This is a genomic window from Streptomyces sp. NRRL F-5126, assembly GCF_000721265.1.
In the GTDB taxonomy this organism is placed as follows: Bacteria; Actinomycetota; Actinomycetes; order Streptomycetales; family Streptomycetaceae; genus Streptomyces.
In genome coordinates, this window is the sequence record NZ_JOFZ01000005.1 from 308732 (window position 1) to 327681 (window position 18950).

The 18950-nt window shown below is 72.6% G+C and carries 16 protein-coding genes; 6 read left to right on the forward strand and 10 right to left on the reverse strand.

What is annotated here, in order from left to right:
- Nucleotides 1-5 precede the first annotated feature (5 nt).
- The 3 genes from IH48_RS0112550 to IH48_RS0112560 are packed head-to-tail and all read right to left on the reverse strand — an operon-like array spanning nucleotide 6 to nucleotide 2865.
- Nucleotides 6-1028: an amidohydrolase family protein gene (locus IH48_RS0112550; RefSeq protein WP_030903020.1), complete on the reverse strand. Its 1023-nt coding sequence runs from the start codon at nucleotides 1026-1028 to the stop codon at nucleotides 6-8.
- Entirely contained in the window at nucleotides 1025-1750 is a 726-nt protein-coding gene (locus IH48_RS0112555; protein WP_051839646.1) for a 4-carboxy-4-hydroxy-2-oxoadipate aldolase/oxaloacetate decarboxylase, read from the reverse strand. The genes IH48_RS0112550 and IH48_RS0112555 overlap by 4 nt, the downstream gene beginning before the upstream one ends.
- Nucleotides 1747-2865 (reverse strand): zinc-dependent alcohol dehydrogenase, encoded by a 1119-nt coding sequence (locus IH48_RS0112560; RefSeq protein ID WP_030903024.1) that lies wholly within the window; start codon nucleotides 2863-2865, stop codon nucleotides 1747-1749. Before IH48_RS0112560 ends, IH48_RS0112555 begins: the two co-directional genes overlap by 4 nt.
- Nucleotides 2866-3006: 141 nt before the next feature.
- On the opposite strand from IH48_RS0112560, the gene IH48_RS0112565 reads away from it, so the two are divergent.
- Nucleotides 3007-3960: a hypothetical protein gene (locus tag IH48_RS0112565; protein ID WP_030903027.1), complete on the forward strand. Its 954-nt coding sequence runs from the start codon at nucleotides 3007-3009 to the stop codon at nucleotides 3958-3960.
- On the forward strand, nucleotides 3960-4418 hold the full coding sequence (locus tag IH48_RS0112570; RefSeq protein ID WP_030903029.1) for an RpiB/LacA/LacB family sugar-phosphate isomerase: 459 nt from the start codon (nucleotides 3960-3962) through the stop codon (nucleotides 4416-4418). The genes IH48_RS0112565 and IH48_RS0112570 overlap by 1 nt, the downstream gene beginning before the upstream one ends.
- Before the next feature lie 701 nt (nucleotides 4419-5119).
- Here IH48_RS0112570 and IH48_RS0112575 read toward each other — a convergent pair.
- From IH48_RS0112575 to IH48_RS0112600, 6 genes are all read right to left on the reverse strand, one after another.
- A complete protein-coding gene (locus IH48_RS0112575; RefSeq protein WP_420705476.1) occupies nucleotides 5120-7879 on the reverse strand; it encodes a SpoIIE family protein phosphatase in 2760 nt (919 codons plus the stop codon).
- Nucleotides 7880-7905: 26 nt separating this feature from the next.
- The gene (locus IH48_RS0112580) at nucleotides 7906-8766 is read right to left on the reverse strand and encodes an alpha/beta fold hydrolase (protein ID WP_030903034.1); all 861 of its coding nucleotides are present in this window, start codon (nucleotides 8764-8766) and stop codon (nucleotides 7906-7908) included.
- Between the two features lie 12 nt (nucleotides 8767-8778).
- On the reverse strand, nucleotides 8779-9615 hold the full coding sequence (locus tag IH48_RS0112585; RefSeq protein WP_030903036.1) for a 3-methyl-2-oxobutanoate hydroxymethyltransferase: 837 nt from the start codon (nucleotides 9613-9615) through the stop codon (nucleotides 8779-8781).
- Nucleotides 9616-9691: 76 nt separating this feature from the next.
- Nucleotides 9692-10228, reverse strand: coding sequence for a 3-methyl-2-oxobutanoate hydroxymethyltransferase (locus IH48_RS0112590; RefSeq protein ID WP_234434223.1), 537 nt, complete (start codon nucleotides 10226-10228; stop codon nucleotides 9692-9694).
- A gap of 2 nt (nucleotides 10229-10230) precedes the next feature.
- Nucleotides 10231-11517, reverse strand: coding sequence for an aromatic ring-hydroxylating dioxygenase subunit alpha (locus IH48_RS0112595; RefSeq protein WP_030903040.1), 1287 nt, complete (start codon nucleotides 11515-11517; stop codon nucleotides 10231-10233).
- 72 nt (nucleotides 11518-11589) lie between these two features.
- Nucleotides 11590-11913, reverse strand: a complete 324-nt coding sequence (locus tag IH48_RS0112600; protein WP_030903043.1) for a 2Fe-2S iron-sulfur cluster-binding protein — start codon at nucleotides 11911-11913, stop codon at nucleotides 11590-11592.
- A gap of 308 nt (nucleotides 11914-12221) precedes the next feature.
- Here IH48_RS0112600 and IH48_RS0112605 point away from each other — a divergent pair, with 308 nt between their 5' ends.
- The gene (locus IH48_RS0112605; RefSeq protein ID WP_030903045.1) at nucleotides 12222-13337 is read left to right on the forward strand and encodes an ethanolamine ammonia lyase-activating protein; all 1116 of its coding nucleotides are present in this window, start codon (nucleotides 12222-12224) and stop codon (nucleotides 13335-13337) included.
- Nucleotides 13338-13428: 91 nt separating this feature from the next.
- Nucleotides 13429-15021, forward strand: a complete 1593-nt coding sequence (locus IH48_RS0112610; protein ID WP_037841744.1) for an ethanolamine ammonia-lyase reactivating factor EutA — start codon at nucleotides 13429-13431, stop codon at nucleotides 15019-15021.
- A gap of 461 nt (nucleotides 15022-15482) precedes the next feature.
- Here IH48_RS0112610 and IH48_RS0112615 read toward each other — a convergent pair whose 3' ends face one another.
- Nucleotides 15483-16763, reverse strand: a complete 1281-nt coding sequence (locus IH48_RS0112615; protein WP_051839648.1) for an NAD(P)/FAD-dependent oxidoreductase — start codon at nucleotides 16761-16763, stop codon at nucleotides 15483-15485.
- Nucleotides 16764-17107: 344 nt separating this feature from the next.
- Between IH48_RS0112615 and IH48_RS0112620 the strand changes: the two genes are divergently transcribed.
- Both IH48_RS0112620 and IH48_RS34340 read left to right on the forward strand, forming a co-directional pair.
- The gene (locus IH48_RS0112620; protein WP_030903050.1) at nucleotides 17108-18124 is read left to right on the forward strand and encodes a cupin domain-containing protein; all 1017 of its coding nucleotides are present in this window, start codon (nucleotides 17108-17110) and stop codon (nucleotides 18122-18124) included.
- A gap of 68 nt (nucleotides 18125-18192) precedes the next feature.
- On the forward strand, nucleotides 18193-18885 hold the full coding sequence (locus tag IH48_RS34340; RefSeq protein WP_030903053.1) for a class I SAM-dependent methyltransferase: 693 nt from the start codon (nucleotides 18193-18195) through the stop codon (nucleotides 18883-18885).
- Nucleotides 18886-18950: the final 65 nt, after the last annotated feature.

The window sequence follows — 18950 nt, forward strand, 5'->3', positions numbered from 1 at the left end:
CCTGATCACCTTCCCTGTGCGATGAGGAGCGCGTCGAGCCGCGGGTAGACGCGGCGCGCGTTCGTCTCGTAGACCATGGCGAGCTGCTCGCCGGTGAGGCCGGTGCCGTCCACGTAGCGCTTGGTGTCGTCCCACGCCACCCCGGTCGCCGGGTCGGCGCCGCGCACGGCGCCCAGCATCTCCGAGGCGAACAGGACGTTGCCCGTGCCGACGACACGGGTCAGCAGGTCCACACCGGGCTGGTGGTAGACGCAGGTGTCGAAGAAGACGTTGTCCTTGAGGTGTTCGGCCGGGTCCGGGTGTCCCATCCGCATCGCGAGGCCGCGGTAGCGGCCCCAGTGGTACGGGACCGCCCCGCCGCCGTGCGGGATGACGAGGCGCAGCCCGGGGAAGCGGTCGAACAGGTCGGCCTGGACGAGCTGCATGAACACCGACGTGTCGGCGTTCAGGTAGTGCGCGCCGAGCGTGTGGAAGGAGGGGTTGCAGGACGTCGAGACGTGCACCATCGCCGGTACGCCCAGGTCCTCCAGCACCTCGTACAGCGGGAACCAGTACGGGTCGGTCAGCGGCGGCGACGTCCAATGGCCGCCAGACGGGTCGGGGTTGAGGTTGCAGCCGACGAACCCCAGCTCCCCGACGCAGCGCCGCAGCTCGGCTATCACACCGTCGAGCGGACCGTTCGGCGTCTGCGGCAGCTGGCACACGGCGGCGAAGTGCTCGGGGAACAGCAGGGACACCCGGTGGACGAGGTCGTTGCTCGCCTCGGCCCACGCGTGTGCCGTCGCCGTGTCGGTGACGTGGTGCTCCATGCCCGAGGCCTTCGGCGAGAACAGCATCAGGTCGCCGCCGCGCTCCCGCAACACCTTCAGCTGGTGGTCGACCACCGACTCGCGCAGCGCGTCGTCCGTGACGGGCGCCATCGCAGGCACCGCCCGTCCCGGCTCGGCCAGGCGCGCCAACTGCGCGTCGCGGAAGGCCTGCAGCTGCGGCGGCGCGGTCGTGTAGTGGCCGTGGCAGTCGATGATCACCGGGCCGTCACCCCGCGGCCGTCCTCGCGTCCCGCCAGGTCGGCGTGGTCGGCGTAGGTGAGGCCCTTCGCGGCGAGGCGCTCCCTCATCGCCCCGACGTCCAGGCTCAGTTCACCGCGCGCGTAGCGCTCGCGCGAGCGTGCCTCCTTGTCCTCGCGCGCCCGGCAGGCCGCCGCCACGTCGGCCGCACGGCCCCGTGGTACGGCCACGACGCCGTCGTCGTCCGCGACGATCACGTCGCCCGGGTCGATCCGCTGCCCGGCGCACGCCAGTGGCAGCCCGACGTCGCCGAGGGTCTCCTTCACCGTGCCGAACGCGCAGACGTGGCGCGACCACACGGGGAATCCCATCGCGGTCAGCTCGGCTACGTCGCGGCACCCCGCGTCGATGACCAGGCCGCGCACACCGCGCGCGGCCACGGCCGTGGCGAGCAGCTCGCCGAAGTACCCGGCGTCGGAGGGCGACGTGGGGGAGACCACCAGGACGTCGCCCGGCCTGCACTGCTCGACCGCCACGTGCAGCGTCCAGTTGTCCGCGGGCGGCACGCTCACCGTCACGGCCGAGCCCGCGATGTGGCCGCCCGCGAAGACCGGCCTGAGCGCGGAGGACAGCAGCCCGGTGCGCCCCTGCGCCTCGTGGACCGTCGCCACGCCGTACCGTGCGAGCGCGTCCACGGCGGCCTCGTCCGCGCGCGGTGTGTCCCGTACGACGAGGCCGCTCATGCCGCCTCCGCCCAGGGCAGCAGGGAGACGTGCACGGCGTCCTCGCCGCTCTCGCCGCCGACGGTCCTGATGGCCTTGTCGGTGTCCGCGAGGCCGAAGGTGTGCGTGGCCAGCCGCTCCAGCGGGAAGCGGCCCGACGCGAGCTGTTCGAGGGCGAGTTCGCAGGCGCGGTAGCTGTGGCCGCGCGCGCTCTTCATGGCGATCGACTTCTCCGTGAGCTTCTTCAGCGGGAAGTCGGGGAAGGCCGCCACCTCGCCCTGCACGACCATGGTGCCCTCGCGGCGCTTGAGCGCGTCGACGCCGAGGAGCACCGGCGCGGTGCCCGCGCCCGCGGTGCAGTCGAGCACCACGTCGACGCCGCGCCCGCCGGTGAGTTCGCGCACGCGCGTCAGGGCGTCCTCCTCGCGCACGTCGATCACCGCGTCGGCGCCCAGCGCGCGCGCCATCGACAGGCGCGCGGCGTCCTTCGTCGTGCCGGTCACGATGATCAGCGAGGCGCCGGCCTGCTTGCAGGCGACGACCTGCGAAAGGCCCTGCTGTCCCGGCCCCTGGATGAGCACGGTGCTCGCGTAGCCGACGCCCGCGGTGACCAGCGCCCACTCGATGCCGTTCGACAACGGTGTGACAAGTCCCGCCAGTTCGGCCGAGACGCCATCCGGCACGCGGTGGGTCACGGAGTTCCACGGCAGGTAGAGGTACTGCGAGAAGCCGCCCCACAGGTGGTACGGGTTGTTCGCCGACGTGTACCCGTAGCGCCGCGCGTCGGGGTTGGTGCGCCAGTCCGTGCCTTCGCAGTGGCGGTACTCGCCCGCGTGGCACCAGGCGCACCGCATGCAGCCGACGTAGTGCTCCACGAAGATCCGGTCGCCCTCGACGAGCCCCTTGCGCTCGGTGAACTCCCGTCCCGCCCTGGCGATCACGCCGACGTTCTCGTGGCCCATGATCACCGGATCGGCGAAGGGCGGCTTGCCGTACATCTTCACGTCGGTGCCGCAGATGCCGGCGACCTCGACCTTCAACAGGGCGCCGTCGGCCGGGACGTCCGGCATGGGGAACTCGCGCAGCTCCGTCGTGCCTGGCCCCGTCCTGACCGCCGCCAACACCTGCTCTGCCATGACCTCTCCTCACCGTGGGGACGCGTGCGCCGGGCCGTTGCGCGGTGGCCCCGCGTGCTCCCACACTCTATGGCCTGATGGACTGACCATGCTACCTTTCGGGTGCGACAGGTCCGCGCGCGACAGAATCGAGCAGACGACATGGCCGACCGCCGACTGCGGGCAGTGACCCGCACCCAGGGCGACAACGAGGCGCTCAAGACGGGGGAGGTGACGCCGGCCGGCTGGGACTTCGCCTTCGAGGAGGTCCCCGTCCTCGTGCACGCCTTCCGCCGGATGGTGCGCGGACTCGAGTTCGACGTCACCGAGATGGCGCTCACCACGTACCTCGTGGCCAAGGAGCACGGCGCGCGCTTCACCGCCGTCCCCGCGTTCCTGGTGCGCGGCTTCCACCACGGCGCGATCCACGCCAATCCCTCGCGGTGGCCCGGCATCCGGCACCCCAAGGACCTGGAGGGCCACCGGGTCGGCGTGAACAGGGGCTACACCGTCACCACGGGCGTGTGGGCGCGCGCGGTGCTCCAGGAGGAGTACGGCGTCGACCTGTCCACCATCACCTGGGTGCTGTCGGGCGACGAGCACGTCGCCGCCTACGAGCCGCCGTCGAACGTCGTGCGCATGCCGGCAGGCGCGAGCCTCGAACAGATGCTGCTCGACGGCGAGCTGGCCGCGACGATCGGGCCCGCGCCCGACGCGCCCGGCATCGTCCCGCTGATCCCCGACCCGGTCGGGGCCGGGTACGCGGCACTGCGCTCCCGCGGCTTCTACCCCATCAACCACCTCGTGGTAGTCAAGGACGAACTCCTGCGCGAGCGGCCCGAGTTCGGGTTCGAGGTGTTCGACGCGTTCGCCCGGGCCAAGTCGCTCTACGTCGACCGGCTGCGCGCCGGCGCGATCGCGGAGCCGACGGCCACGGACCGGATGTACGCGCGCGTGCTGGAGGTGACCGGCGAGGACCCGCTGCCCTACGGGATCGAGCCCAACCACGCCGTCCTGGAAACGCTGGTGCGGCACGCCGTCGACCAGCGGATCCTGCGGGCGCCCGTGAAGCTGGAGGACGTCTTCGCCGAGACCACGCTGGACGTGACGGCCTGATGCGGATCGCCGTCACGGCCGACCACAACGGCGTCGCCCTGCGGGCGCGCCTCGTACGGTGGCTCGCCGCCGAGGGGCACACCGTGGACGACCGCGGCGGCGCGAGCGACGCGGCGAGCGTCGTCGACTACCCGGCGCTGTGCGCGGACGCCTGCGCCGAGGTGGTCGCGGGCCGCGCCGACCGCGCCCTGGTACTCGGCGGCAGCGGGCTCGGTGAGACGGTGGCCTGCAACAAGATCCACGGGATCAGGGCGGGGCTCTGCCACGACGTGTGGAGCGCCGGGATCTCGCGCGGCAACAACGACGCGAACGTGCTGGTGCTCGCAGCGAAGACGCTCGCCCCGCAGGCGGCCGAGGAGGTCGTGGCGACCTGGCTGACGACCCCGTTCAAGGGCGGCGTCCACGCCCGCAGGGTCGCCCAGATCGCAGCACTGGAACGCGGTGAGCCGCCGCACTGACGCCGCCGCCGGCGCGTCGCGCTCCGCCGGGGCACCCGCCCCGACCGGCGCGGCGCGGCAGCCCGCGGCGCACGGTGTGCGGCGCGCGGCTGCGCCTGAGCGACGGGCCGTGCCGGGCGGCCGCGCCCACGGGCCGCCTCGCCGCCGCCCGCTCAAGGCGGCAGCCCGGGCCTACGGGCGGCAGTCCGACGAGAGCCGCGGGCGCTGCGGCCCGCACCCGCGGCTGAGCGCCGGACCTTGACGGCAGCCCGGCTGCGCCGGCAGGCGGCCCCAGGCCCCGGCCGCTCAAGGCGGATTCCGACGGGGCGGCGCACGTGCCCGCGCCTGTGCCGGGCGCCGGTGGGGGCAGGGGCCGCTGGGGCGGGGCAGCGGACCGTGGCGTCAGCCGGGCTGTGCGCGGGCCGCCTCGCCCGCCGCCCGCTCAAGGCGGCGGTCCAGCGGCTGCCGGGTGCGGCCCAGTTGCCCGGCGGGGCAGTTCGCCGGGACGGTACGAGCGTGCCCCCCGCACGGGGCTGCGCACGAGCGCCGTGCCGGGGCGCCGCGCAGGGGGGCCGGCGCGGCGCGGCTGCCGGGCTGCGCCCGCGGATCTCCTCGCCCGTGCGCGGCTCCGGTCGGCTGCCCGGGGGAATGCGTGGTGCCGTCGGCCCCGCCCGAAGCACGGCGGCGCCCCGCTGCGCGGCCGGAGTGGACGGGCCGGCGGCTCAGGCCGGGTGCGTTGCCGTGTGGGGAAGGGCCGGCTGTGGCGGGTGGTAGCCGGGCGGGAGTGGCTGCTCCGCCCAGATGATCTTGCCGTCGCGCGTGTACCTGGTGCCCCAGCGCTCGGCGAGCTGCGCCACCAGGAACATGCCCCTGCCGCCCTCGTCGGTCGCGGCCGCATGACCGAGGTGCGGGGCCGTGCTGCTGGCGTCCGACACCTCGCTGATCAGCCGGCGGTCCAGCAGCAGCCGCACCGTGATCGGGCCGTCCGCGTACCGGATGGCGTTGGTGACGAGCTCGCTGAGGATCAGCTCCGTGGTGAAGCCCGTCTCCCGCAGTCCCCACTGCGCGAGCTTCGCCGCCACGGCCGCACGCACCTCCGCGACGGCCGCCGGGTCGCTCGGCACCTCCCAGCGCGCCACCCGCCACGGCGGCACCGCACGCGTACTCGCCACGAGCAGCGCGGTGTCGTCCGCCGAGCGCCCCGGGAGGAGCGCGTCGAGCACCGTGGCGCACACCTCCTCGGGGCCGCCACGGGCGACGGCCAGCGTCCGGGCCAGGCGAGCCAGGCCCTCGTCGATGTCGCGTCCGCGCGCCTCCACCAGGCCGTCCGTGTACAGCACCAGCCGGCTGCCCTCCTCCACCACCACCTCGGCCGCCTCGAACGGCTGGCCGCCCACGCCGAGCGGTGGCCCCGCGGGCAGGTCGAGGAACCGCACCGCGCCGTCGGGACCGATCAGGGCGGGCGGCAGGTGCCCTGCGCGTGCCATCGTCAAGCGCCGCCCGACCGGGTCGTACACCGCGTACAGGCAGGTCGCGCCGATGATCCCCTCGTCGGAGTCGGGCGGCCCGCCCTCCTGGTCCATGCGGTCGGCGAGCTCGTCCATGTGGGCGAGAAGCTCGTCCGGCGGGAGGTCGAGCGCCGCGAACACGTGCACCGCCGTGCGCAACCGCCCCATGGTGACGGCCGCGTGCAACCCGTGCCCGACCACGTCGCCCACCACCAACGCGACCCGCGCGCCCGGCAGTGGGATGACGTCGAACCAGTCACCTCCCACGCTCTCCTGGGCCGGCAGGTAGCGGTACGCCACGTCCAGCGCGCCCTGCTCCGGCAGGCGGTTCGGCAGCAGGCTGCGCTGGAGTGTCACGGCCATGCCGTGCTCCCTGGTGAACCTGCGGGCGTTGTCGATGCACACGGCGGCCCGCGCCGCGAGCTCCTCGGCCAGCGCCAGGTCGTCCGCTTCGAAGGCGCCGGACTCCTCGTACCGCCAGAACGTCGCCACGCCGAGCACCGTGTCACGCGCGTACAAGGGGGCGGAGATCAGCGACGTGATCCCGAAGTCCATCACGCGGTCCGCGCGCTCGGGATCCTCCGCCCACCACTCGCCGGCACGCCGCAGATCGGGCTCCAGGACGGCGTGCCCGGAATCGATGCCCCGCAGCTGGGGTCCGCCGTCCGAGGGCCTGTGCCTTGCCCCGGTGGGGATGAGCGGATGGCCCTCCGTGACGCCGGCGGCCGAGACGCGGCGGTACCACCTCGCCGTGCCCTCCTCGGGCTCCTCGCCGCTCAGTACCGTGTCGACGAGGTCGACGGTGGTGAAGTCGGCGAACTCGGGGACGGCCACCTCGCCCAGCTCCTCCGCCGTGCGCCGCACGTCCAGCGTCGTGCCGATGCCGATGCTCGCGTCGTACAGCAGCTTGAGCCGGCTGCTCGCCGCCTCGGCACGCCCCGCGAGGGCCTGCAGCTCCGTCGAGTCGCGCAGCGTCGCCACGCTGCCCGGCGGCCCGCCGTCCGTGCCGGTACGGCGCTGGTTGACGGCGAGTACCCGGCCGCCCACCAGGTGCACCTCGTCGCTGGCCGCCCTGTTGTCCGCGAGCAACTGCGCGATGGGCGGTGGCAGGCCGAGCCCGCGCACCGGCCTGCCCTGCGCGTCCTCCGGCAGGTCGAGCAGGCGCTGCGCCTCGTCGTTGGCGAGCAGCAGTGAGCCGTCGCCGTCCACGATCACCACGCCCTCGCGGGCCGCGTGCAGGACCGCGTCGTGGTGCTCGTACATCCGGGTGATCTCGGCCGGGCCGAGGCCGTGGGTCTGGCGCAGCAGCCGTCTGCTGAGCAGGGCCGCGCCCGCGGTGATGACGGCGATGGCGGCGGCCGCCAGACCCAGCACGACAGGGATCTGGCGGTTGACCGTGTCGCTGACACTGCTCGTCCTGACACCGGCGCCCACCGCGCCCACCACCGAGCCGTTCGGGGCCTCGACGGGGACAAAGGCGCGGTACTGCGGGCCGAGCGCGCCGGTGGTCTTGGACTGGACCGTCTGCCCCGCGAGCAGCGGCGCCATGTCCTGGTCGCTCGGCTGCCCGATCAGGCCGGGCGTGGGCGACGTGAGCCGGACGCCTTGGCGGTCGACCACGGTCAGGAAGTCGACATCCGCCCCCTGCATCGCGGCCGTCGCCTGGGGCTGCAGCTCGAGAGGCGCGTCACGCGACGTGATCGCCGCGGCGACCCCGGGGGAGTTGGCGAACCCCTCGGCGACGGACAGCGAGCGGTGCGCCGCGTCCTGAGCCTCCTCGTGCTGCAGCGTGAGCACCAGCAGCGTGCCGGACGCGAGCGCGACGAGGATCACCACGACGACCTGGAGGAAGAACATCTGGCCCACGACACTGCGCGGGCTCAGCAGCCGCCTGGCCTCCGCCCGGCCGCGCCGCCGCGCGCCCTCGGTCCGGCCGTGCGGCGAGGAGCGCGCCACGTGCCCATGTCGTGCCATATGTCATTTTTACCCACGTGGGTCGCCTATGCGCCGCGCCCGGCCTCCCGCAGGAACCGCAGCACCCGTGCGGGTGCGCTCTCCTCCGTCTGCTCCGCGACCGGCACGTCCCAGTACTCCGCGCCCGGCACGCACTCCTGGAGGTACCGCGCGGCCGACGGCGCGTGCGAGGTGTCCTGGCCCGGCACGATCAGCGCGGGGACGTCCAGCGCGAGCAGGTCCTCGGGCTCGGGGCCGGGCACGGTGTCCCGGTCGAACAGGTGGCGCGCGAGCCCCGTCACCGTCGTCGCGTACCGTTCCACGTCCATCGCCGCGTACCGCCGCGCGAACGCGTCGTCCGTCCGCAGCACCGATACCCAGGGACCCAGCCGCGGGTCGGCCGTGAACCCCGCCTCCGAGTCGCGCGCGAGCTCCACCACCGCCTTCAGGCCCTCGCCGCGCGCGTACGCCAGGTGCTCGACGAAGCGTGCGTGCTGCCGCATCCGGTACTTCACACCGCCCGCGGGGGAGTACAGCACCATGCTGAGCACCCGGCCGGGGTGCGCGACCGCGAACGAGGCCACCGTCGAGCACCCCACGCAGCCGCCCATCAGGTGCGCGCGCTCGATGCCCAGGTGGTCGAGGAGGCCGGCCCCCTGCGCCACGTAGTGGGCCCACGACACGCGCTCCACCCGGCCGCCCGAGTGGCCCGACTCCCTGCGGTCGAACGTGACGCAGGTGTACGAGCGCGACAGGTGCTCAAGCAGGTTCAGCCGCCGGTATACGCCGACGGTGCGCCAGCTCTCCAGCGTCGAGTCGAAGCCGCCGGGCGAGAACATCAGCAGGGCCGGGCCCTGCCCGCTCACCTCGTACCTGGTGCGCAGGCCGTCGATCTCCGTGACGGGCATGGCCCGCTCCTCTCAGTTTCCCGGCGGCGGCACGGGGATGCCGCCCGCCACCTGCCGTGCCGCGCGCACGTCGGCCGCGTAGGCGCTGATCGCGTCCAGCGTGGTCCGCGCGACGTTCGCGTAGGTGTCGGGCGGGTCGTCCACGGCCGACGCCGCGTACCCGATCGCCGCATGCGCCATCCGCATGCGCCCGTCGAGCCACGGGCCGCCGCCGAAGCCGCCGACCACGGGGACGGACACCGCGCCGGCCACGGCGGCGCCGGCCACCGGGCCCGAGTTGGTGAAGTTCAGCAGTACCGCGCCCGCTTCCTCCAGGCGCCTTGCCTCCGCCACCATGGCGTCCTTCATCGCCTCGGGCACCGCGTCGGCGGCCGAGGGGACCGACTTGTACTCGACGCCGTAGCGCAGCGCGGTCTGCGGTGTGATGCCGAACTGCGCGAACACCGGGATGCCGGCCCGGGTGATCGCGGTGACCGCCTCGGGGAAGTCGGACGCCGCGTCGACCTTCACCATGTCGGCGCCCGCCTCCTTCACGAAGCGGATGGCCGCGCGCACCGCGCTGTCCGTGCCCTCCTGCAGCGGCCCGAACGGGAAGTCCACGCTGACCAGGGCCCGGCGCACGCCGCGGCGCACCGCCTGCGCGACCGTCACCATCTGGTCCATCGTGATCTCGAAGGGGTTGGCCTGCCCCCACAGGTTCACCCCGACCGTGTCGCCGACCGACACGATCTCCACGCCCGCGCGGTCCACGATCCGCGCGATCTGATAGTCCCACGCGACGACGCCGACGATCTTGCGGCCGTCGTCCTTCATCCGCTGGAGCGTGCCCGTGGTGACCTTCTCGGCCATGGTGGCCGCACCGCCTCTCCTCGTGTGCCGTCCGCGTCCTCTGTACGGTCGCGTCCTCGTGTGCCCTACGCGCCGCTCAGACGCGCAGCGCGGTGAGCAGTTCGAGGACGTCGCTCTCGTCGGCCGACGGCAGCAGTACCCGCGCGTACGGCCGCAGCGCCGCGACCGCGTCCTGCGCCTCGTAGTCGATGCCCAGTACCAGGCCCGCCGTCGTGATGCCGCGCTCCCAGCAGGTCCTGCCGATCGCCGCCGCGTACGCCTCGCCCGAATCCTCCGTCGCCAGCACGACCACCACGTCGGTTCCGGTCAGCACCTGCCGCAGGGGCGCCGGCACGCCGTCGAGCCTGCGCAGCACCGGGTCGAGCGGGTCGCCGCCCTCGCACGCGTAGAACCTGGCGTGTGCCCACTGGCGCCCCGCGACCCGTCGTGCGACGGCGACCGCGCGCTCGTCCAGCGCGACGACGCGCGCCGCACGCGCCGGCACGATCGGCCGGTCGATGCGGAAGCGCGACTCGTACGCCGACGTCGCCCGCGCGCACTCGCTGAGCTGCTGCCGCGCCTCCTGCTGCCGCTGCTCCGCCGGGGGCGGGGGCGCCTGACTCGTCCTGGCCACCGTCACACCGTCGTCTGACGCACGCCGGGCTGGACGGTCACCGCGTCGCGGCACGCTTCGAGGAACGACTCCGCCTGCGGCAGGACGATCGCCGCGGAGCGCACCTTGTGGTGCTCGGGATCGACGCCGGGGGGCGTGACCCCCTCGTCGCGCAGCGCGAGCGCCGCCTTCCGGAGCTTCTGGCGGGCCTTGATGATGCCGCTGTCCGCGGGCACCAGGCGCTCCTTGGCGCGGTCGACGACCGGCCCCATCGATTCCTGGAGCGACGCGTCCTGCATGGCGATGCCCGCGACACCCGAGTACGTCTCGCCGCGCTTTTGCGCCTCGCGGTCGATGAGGTAGTCGTTGTCCATGTTGGCTGCGGGCCGGTAGGTGCCGGGGATGTTCTTGCTGTGCACGCCGTGTCCGTCGACCATCGCCTGGCGCTCCGCCGCGGTCAGCGCGCGCACCGGGTGGTAGTCGAACGAGTAGGCCCAGCAGTTCTCGTCGTCGATCGGCACCCAGAAGTGGCCGTGCACCGGGTGGTCGCCGCGCGGCGGCACCATCGTGAAGTTGGGCATGACCCACGGTGTGATGCGCCAGTAGTACGCGCCGTCCTCCGCGTTGCGCCGTGCTCCCACGAACAGCCCGCCCTCGGTGTCCGCGACCTCGAAGAAGGGCTTCGTGTCCTTCATGTTGTACTCGTTGCCCTTGGCACCCTTGAACAGCGGGTCGGTCTTCAACCCGCCCGAGTGCAGGAACGTCACATGGCTGGAGTCGATGCCGCCCTCGAACGCCTGCAGCCAGTTGCACTGCTGCCAGCGCTTGGAGGTGTACGTCTGCTCCGCAGGCACCTGCGCGAACTCGTACTCGGGCAGCGGCGGCGTCTTCGCCGGGTCCCCCATGTACGTCCACAGCACGTCGCCGATCCTGACCAGCGGGTACGAGGTGAGCTTCACGTTCTGGCAGAAGCTGCTGTTGTCCGCCTCCGAAGGCACCTCGACGCACTGTCCCGTCACGTCGTACTTCCAGCCGTGGTACGGGCAGCGCAGCCCGGAGCCCTCGTTGCGGCCGAACCAGAGCGAGGCGCCGCGGTGCGCGCAGAACTCGTCGACGAGACCGTACCGTCCCTCGCTGTCACGGAAGGCGACCATGCGCTCGGACAGGAGCTTCACGCGGACCGGCGGGCAGTCGTCCTCGGGCAGTTCCTCGGCGAGCATCGCCGGCATCCAGTACTGCCGGAACATCTCGCCCATCGCGGTCCCCGGGCCGGTCTGCGTGAGGAGCTCGTTGATGTCTTTTCTGAGCACGGCCGTTTCCCTTTCACGTGATGGCCCGCCACCTGTGTGGCGGCAACCCTGCATTGGTGCGCGGCACAGCCGTCAGGGCTGGTCCGGAGGGATCTCGACGGCCAGCCCGTCCAGCTCCTGCGTGACGCGGATCTGGCACGACAGGCGGCTCGTGCCGCGCCGCTCGGACACCGCCATGTCGAGGAGGTCGTCCTCCATGTCCCCGGGGCCTCCCACAAGGTGGGCGAACTCCTCGCCCACGTACACGTGGCAGGTCGCGCAGGAGCAGTTGCCACCGCACTCCGCGACGATCCCGGGGACCCCGTTCTTGACCGCCGCTGCCATGACGGATTCACCGACCGTCGCATCGACCGTGTACACACGGCCTGAGCTGTCGGTATAGGTCACCTTGGACAAGATCCCTCGTGTCCTCTCGCTCGGTCGTCCCCCTGCGTGGCGGGACGCGCGGCCTCGCCGTGCGGGGCCGTTGGTATGTCCATTAGACCAGACGCCTGCGCGACTCCACAAGCGGCCGTCGGTGGACGCACGGGCGCCGTTGACAGGCCGAAAACCCTGGCCTTAGGGTCCTACCAATGCGCCGCCGTGGCACCCCCACCGGAGAAAAAGATCCGGCGAGGTGCAGAGGAAAGGTCCGCAAGGGACCGTCCCGCGGCGCCGCCGGCCCCCTCTCGCGGGGCCCGGTACGACGACAGGGAGGGCCCCGCATGGCCAAGGACGCGATCGTCAACGACACCCTGGCGGCGAAGTTCGCCACCGAGAAGGACTCCCCCTACACACGCTGGGTCGCGGCCGAGGGCCTCGACATCATCGCCGCGCACTACGTGCCCGACCTGCGCACCGTGGAGCTCAAGGACTGGGAGCGCAGGGGCGGCCGTGGCGTCTTCATCAACCACGAGGCCACGCGCACGTCCAACGACTGCTACGTGTGCGAGATCCCCGCCGGCGGCAAGCTCGCCCCCCAGCGGCAGCTGTTCGAGGAGATGATCCTCGTCCTGGACGGCCAGGGCTCCACCAAGGTGTGGAACGACGAGGGCGCCGAGGTCACCTTCGAGTGGGGGACGGGATCGCTCTTCGCGATCCCGCTCAACGCACACCACCAGCACTTCAACGGCTCGGGGCGGAAGGCGGCCCGGTTCGTCTCCTCGACGAACATGCCGCCCATCATCAACCTCTACGACGACGCGGACTTCGTCTTCGGCACCGAGAAGGACTTCCCGAGCCGCTTCAACGGCGAGCCCGACTACTTCTCGCCCAAGGGCGAGCAGAAGGGCCTGCTGCTCGACACCAACTTCGTCGCCGACGCGGCCAACCTGCCGCTGATCGAGGCGAAGGAGCGTGGTGCGGGCGGCGGCCACATCCGCTTCAACATGGCGCGCGGCTCGATGAACAGCCACATCTCGCAGTTCCCCGTCGGCACCTACAAGAAGGGCCACAGGCACGGCCCCGGCGCGCACGTGATCATGCTCTCCGGCACCGGCTACAGCCTGATGTGGCCCGAGGGCGAGGAGCCCAAGCGCTACGAGTGGGGCCCCGGCACCCTGATCGTGCCGCCCAACATGTGGTTCCACCAGCACTTCAACACGGGCGAGGAGCCCGGCCGCTACCTCGCGTTCAAGCACGAGGTGGTCTCCGTGCGCAACGCGCAGGGTGTGCCCAAGGCGTGGATCAGCATGCGCATCGGCGGCGACCAGATCGACTACGCGGACGAGTCGCCCGTCGTGCGCGACATGTTCCGCGAGGAACTCGCCAAGATCGGCATGAAGCCGCAGATGGACGAGGTCTACGAGTCCGAGATCCCGAACCTGCCGCCCAAGCCGTGACCGCAAGCGCCGAGTCCTGAGCGCCCGACCCTGTTCCGTGCGGCCCGTCCGGCGACTCCGGCGGGCCGCACGGCGTGTGAGGAGTACGTACGTGCACGACCACCACGACCATGACGGCCACGGCCACGACGACGCGGAGCGGGCGGTCTACTCCGCCGCGCACGCGCCCGACGACGACCACGTCCACGACGACGAGCCGCTCGGCCCCCTGGAGGACAACCCGATCTGGCAGCAGGACAACGTCACCCTGCACAGTGTCGGCATGGACATCGGGTCGTCCGGCACCCAGGTCGTCTTCTCGCGGCTCAGGCTGCGCCGCATCAGCGAGGACCTGACCAGCCGGTACATCGTGGTGAGCCGCGAGACCGTGTACCGCTCGCCGGTGGAGCTCACGCCCTACGCGAGCGCGGAGCAGATCGACGCCGCCGCGCTCGGCTCGATCATCGACCGCGCCTACAACACCGCGCGCGTGCGCCCGGAGGCTGTGGACACCGGAGTGGTCATCCTCACCGGCGAGGCGCTGCGGCGCAGCAACGCCGAGGCCATCGCCGGAGTGCTCGCCGAACGCGGCGGCGAGCTCGTCACCGCGACCGCAGGCCACAACATGGAGGCCATGCTCGCCGCGTACGGCTCGGGCGCCGCCAAGGCGTCCTACGACCAAGGCCTGCGGATACTCAACATCGACATCGGCGGCGGCACCACGAAGCTCGCGCTCGTCGAGAACGGCCGCGTGCTGCGCACCGCGGCCGTGCACATCGGCGGCCGCCTCCAGGTCACCGAGGAGGCGGGCCGCATCGTACGGCTCGACCCGGCGGGCCGTGCGCACGCCGAACGCGCCGGGTACGCCTGGAGTCTCGGGGACTCGGCCGGCGTGGCCGAGGTCGAGAAGGTCGCCGAGGTGATGGCCGACGCGCTGGTCACGGCCATCACCGCGGACCCGCTCCCCGCCGACCTGGCCGCGCTGTACCTGACGGAGCCCCTCGGCCCCCTCGGCGACGTGGACGGCGTGATGGTCTCCGGAGGCGTCGCCGAGTACGTGTACGACCGCGAGCAGCGCCGCTTCGGCGACCTGGGCCTGCCGCTCGGCCACGCGCTGCGCCGCCGCCTCGACGCGGGAGCGCTGCCGTACCCGCTGCTCCCGGCGGGGGAGTGCATCAGGGCGACCGCGCTCGGCGCCAGCGAGTACAGCGTGCAGCTCAGCGGCAACACGGGCTTCATCACCGCGCCCGATGCCCTGCTGCCGCGGCGCAACCTCCAGGTCGTCAAGCCCGTGTACGAGCTGGGCGAGGCCGTGGAGGCCGGGGCGGTCGCCGACGCGGTGCGCCGCCACCTGACAGCCCTTGACGTGGCGGACGGCACCGACGTCGCCCTCGCCATGTCCTGGCAGGGCTCCCCCGACTACGCACGGGTGGCGGCGTTCGCCCAGGGCATCCGCGACGGCCTGGCACCGCGCACGGCCGCGGGCCGGCCGGTGTACGTGCTGCTGGACGGCGACGTGGCGATGACACTCGGCCGGCTGCTCAGGGACGAACTGGGCGTCGAGAACGAGATGCTGGTGATCGACGGGGTGAGCCTGCGGGACTTCGACTACATCGACATCGGCCGGCTCCGCTTCCCCTCGCGCACGGTCCCGGTCACGATCAAGTCCCTGATCTTCCACGAGGCCCCGCCCACCACGGCCTGACGACGCGGGTCACGGCGGCGCGGTACCGGCCCGCCGCCTGGCGGTTCCGGCCCCGTGCCTCGCGGTGGAGGGCTGCCCCGCTCGGGCCTTGCCGACGCGGGGCATGTGCTCGCGTCGGGCGCGCGGTGTGCGGCGGGCGCCGCCGAGCGTGGCCCCGCAGGGGCGACCGCTCGCGCGGGCGTTCGCCACTCGCACAGGTCGTGCCGTCAGTTGCCGGGTGTGCCCGGCCGCGCCCATCCGACGTACGCGGGTGGCGCCCGGATGAGCCCGGGCCGCCGTCGCGGTCCGCGGCGCGACGCCCATGCGGAGGCGGGCACCAGGTCGGGCGCACGGCGCGCCTGCCGCGCCGTTCCCGCGGGGCCGCGCCGCCGTCGTGCCCGGTGCGGGCGGGCGGCCCCAGGGGCGCCGACGTGCCACGCGCGTGACGTCACACGAGCGGTGTGCGGCCCCCGCCGGAGGCGTTACGCGGCGGGGGCCGCGTCCTCGGTGCGTGTGATCAGTGACTTCAGCGGCACAGAGCCGTCCGCCGCCGCGCCCGGCGGGACGGTCGCGCCCTGCGTCAGCGCCTTGCGCACCGCCATGTAGTCGGCGGGGCGGTTCACCGCGTCCACGGCCAGCAGCCGCCCGTCGCGGTAGTACAGGACAGAGAAGTGCTCGCCGTCGACATCGCCGCGCACCACGTACGTGTCGTGCCCCGCCGAAAGACCGGCGATCTGGAGCCTCAAGTCACCCTGGAACGACCAGAACCAGGGGACCGCCCCGGCCGGCGCCGGCCGGCCGAGCAGCGTCGCCGCCGCCGTCTGCGCCTGTGCCACCGCGTTCTGCACCGACTCGATCCGCACCAGGCCCTCGCCCGTCACCGGGTGCGGCTGCACGGTGCAGTCGCCTGCCGCGACGACGGCCGGGTCACTGGTGCGCGCCTGCGCGTCCACGACGATGCCGCCCTCGCAGGCAAGCCCGAGCTGCTCGGCGAGTTCGGTGCGCGGCACCGCGCCCACCCCGACGAGCACCAGGTCGGCGGCGAGCGACGAGCCGTCCCCGAGCACGACCGCGCCGACCCGTCCGCCGCCCTCCGCGGGTTCGAACCCCGCCACCCCCGCCGACAGCAGCACCTCGACGCCCCGGCGGCGGTGTGCCCGCGCGTAGAACTCCGAGACCAGCGGTGTCACGGCCCGGCCGAGCAGCCGGTCCGCCGCCTCCACCACCGTGACCGACCGGCCTGCCGCGCGCGCGACGGACGCCGCCTCCAGGCCGATGAACCCGCCGCCGACCACGACGACCCGCCGTGCGGACGCGAGTTCGCCGCGCAGGCCGGCGGCGTCGTCGTGGTCGCGCAGGTAGTGCACGCCGGCCAGGTCCGCGCCCGGCACCCGCAGCCGCCGAGGCGAGGCGCCGGTCGTCAGGGCGAGCCGGCGGTGGGGGAGCGTACGCCCGGACGCGGTGGTCGCGAGCCCCGGCCGCACCGCCGTGATCCGCTCCCCGCACACCAGGTCGATCCCGTTGTCCGCGTAGAAGGACGGGGCGCGGAAGGCCAGCGAGTCCAGCTCCGCCGCTCCGGCGAGGAACTCCTTGGACAGCGGCGGCCGCTGGTAGGGCGCGTGTGCCTCCTCGCCGACGAGTGTGATCCGCCCGGTGTCGCCCAGCTGCCGCAGTGAGACGGCCAGTTGGAGGCCGGCCTGGCTCGCGCCGACGATCAGCGTGCCGTCGCGCCCCGCGCGGCCCTCGCCGTCCTTGCCTGGCATCGGTAACCCCTCTCAGTCAGTGCTCGTGGTTAATGTAATACCATTAAACCATCGAGCGGAACGGCGCCTCGCGTCCGCTCCTGTGAGTTCCTGCCCGCCTCGGTGGATCGTTGACTCGTTCTCCGGCCCGTTGATATAAAGGTTAGGCCAATGAAGTCAGGCTGAATGCCCGAATCGAATCCGGCCGAGCCAGCGGTCTCCGGCCGACGGACTCCCAACTTCCCCACAGAGCCGAACCAGTGGCCTGCGCGTCCGAGTCCGTTCTTCCCGGCAGGTGCCGGGGACAAGACCGCCGTACGGACCCGGGCGCCGTCGCGTCCCGTCCGACACATGAGGAGAAGTGTATGAGCGAGAAGAAGGGGCGGGTCTTCCTCAGGGGGATCACCTCGGAGACCTACGGCCTCAAGGAGTTCCGCCGCAACCAGCTGGACGCTCCCCGCGTGCGTGACGACTCGGTTGTGGTCGACGACGCGAAGGTCGCGCACTCTGGCGACTCGGAGAAGTCCCGCACCTGGTGGCGGATCGGCCCCGGTGACGACCCGTTCCTCACCCAGAGCCTGCAGATCCACTTCGTCGAACTCCCGCCGCAGTCCTCCAACCACGGCCACGGCCACCAGAACGAGGCCGCCTTCTACATCCTGGAGGGCGCCGGCTACGAGATCCACGACGACCAGCGCTACGAGTGGGAGAAGGACGACCTCGTCATCGTCCACACCGACTCGGTGCACCGCCACTTCAACCCGTACGACGAGACCGCGAAGTGCCTCATCTTCAAGGCCAAGTCGATGTGGATGTACCTCGGCCTGATCCAGCAGGGCCGCAGCGGGCCGATCGACAACCCCGACAAGTTCGGCGAGCGTGTCGACTGGTCGCAGCTGTGGACCCCGGATGTCGAGAAGAAGCGCAAGGTCGTCAAGTCCGCCGACACACCGTGGCAGTCCACACCGCTCGGCAAGGTCCGTGTGATGTCGCAGCCGGGCGACGACGTCCGCACGTTCAGCGTCGACGCGTTCGTGCTCGAAGTACCCGCGGGCAGCCGCTCCGGCAAGCGCTGGACGATGGCCGACGAGGTGCTCTACGTGCGCCAGGGCTCCGGCTACAGCCTGCACTGGGAGGTCGAGGCGGAGATCGCGGAGAAGTACTACGCACGGATCGCGCACGAGCCCACGCGCCACGACTTCAAGGAGGGCGACACCCTCTACATCCCGCACAACACCGTCGCCCAGCACTTCGCGGCCGACGGCACCCCGCTGCGGCTGATCTCCGCGCAGAACCGCCTGTTCAAGGAGCTCGGCTACCACAACACCGTGTTCCTCGAGAACGCCCCCGATTACGACGGTCCCGAAGGGGCCCGGTCCTGAACCGGCCCCCCTGCCCACCGGACGGCGCGGGGCACAGGAGCCCCGCGCCGGGCCGGCCAGGAGACGAGATGCGACAACAGGAACCGTCGGCCGCCGAGGTGTGGTCCGACCCGGTCTTCGCCACGGCGTGGCTGGGCGGAGACCCGCAGGGCGAGCACGACCTGCTCCAACTGCCCCGCACGATCGCCGCGCAACTGGTGGCGGACGAGACGCCTGAGCCCCGGCTGATCGTGGACATCGCGAGCGGCGCGGGGAAGTTCCTCTCCGTACTGCTCACCGCGTTCCCCGAGGCCAGGGGCGTCTGGATGGACGTCTCCGACACCATGCTCAAGCAGGCGAGGAAGGACCTGGCCGGCTTCGGCGACCGCGTCTTCTACACCGTCGGCGACATGCAGGCGCTGCGCGCGGCCGGAGTGCCGGACGGCGCCGACGTCGTCCTCAGCTCGCGGGCGAGCCACCACCTCGACCGCGCGCAACTGCACGCCTTCTACGCGGAGGCGGCGGGGCTGCTCGCTCCCGGCGGCTGGCTGGTCAACCTCGACCACATCGGCCCAGAGGACATCTGGGACCGGCGGTACCGCTCGGTGCGGGGGAAGCACTGGTCACCGCGGAAGCCGGCCCCCGCCCACCACCACAACTACCCCCTCACCAGCATGGATGACCACCTCGACGGATACCGCGCGGCGGGTCTGACCGATGTGGACGTGGCCTGGAAGGCGTTCTACACCTGCCTCTTCCTGGGCCGCCGCCCACAGGGCTGAGTTCCCCGAGCCCCGCGCACATCTCGTGAGCACGCGCGCCAGGCACCTTCCCCGGCCTCCGCCGG

Excerpts from the sequence above, each read along its gene's own strand:
- IH48_RS0112570 (WP_030903029.1), top strand. The coding sequence starts at position 3,960 with ATGCGGATCGCCGTCACGGCCGACCACAACGGCGTCGCCCTGCGGGCG.
- IH48_RS0112565 (WP_030903027.1), top strand. The coding sequence starts at position 3,007 with ATGGCCGACCGCCGACTGCGGGCAGTGACCCGCACCCAGGGCGACAAC.
- IH48_RS34340 (WP_030903053.1), top strand. The coding sequence starts at position 18,193 with ATGCGACAACAGGAACCGTCGGCCGCCGAGGTGTGGTCCGACCCGGTC.
- IH48_RS0112605 (WP_030903045.1), top strand. The coding sequence starts at position 12,222 with ATGGCCAAGGACGCGATCGTCAACGACACCCTGGCGGCGAAGTTCGCC.
- IH48_RS0112615 (WP_051839648.1), bottom strand. The coding sequence starts at position 16,763 with ATGCCAGGCAAGGACGGCGAGGGCCGCGCGGGGCGCGACGGCACGCTG.
- IH48_RS0112620 (WP_030903050.1), top strand. The coding sequence starts at position 17,108 with ATGAGCGAGAAGAAGGGGCGGGTCTTCCTCAGGGGGATCACCTCGGAG.
- IH48_RS0112575 (WP_420705476.1), bottom strand. The coding sequence starts at position 7,879 with ATGGCACGACATGGGCACGTGGCGCGCTCCTCGCCGCACGGCCGGACC.
- IH48_RS0112585 (WP_030903036.1), bottom strand. The coding sequence starts at position 9,615 with ATGGCCGAGAAGGTCACCACGGGCACGCTCCAGCGGATGAAGGACGAC.
- IH48_RS0112580 (WP_030903034.1), bottom strand. The coding sequence starts at position 8,766 with ATGCCCGTCACGGAGATCGACGGCCTGCGCACCAGGTACGAGGTGAGC.
- IH48_RS0112555 (WP_051839646.1), bottom strand. The coding sequence starts at position 1,750 with ATGAGCGGCCTCGTCGTACGGGACACACCGCGCGCGGACGAGGCCGCC.
- IH48_RS0112560 (WP_030903024.1), bottom strand. The coding sequence starts at position 2,865 with ATGGCAGAGCAGGTGTTGGCGGCGGTCAGGACGGGGCCAGGCACGACG.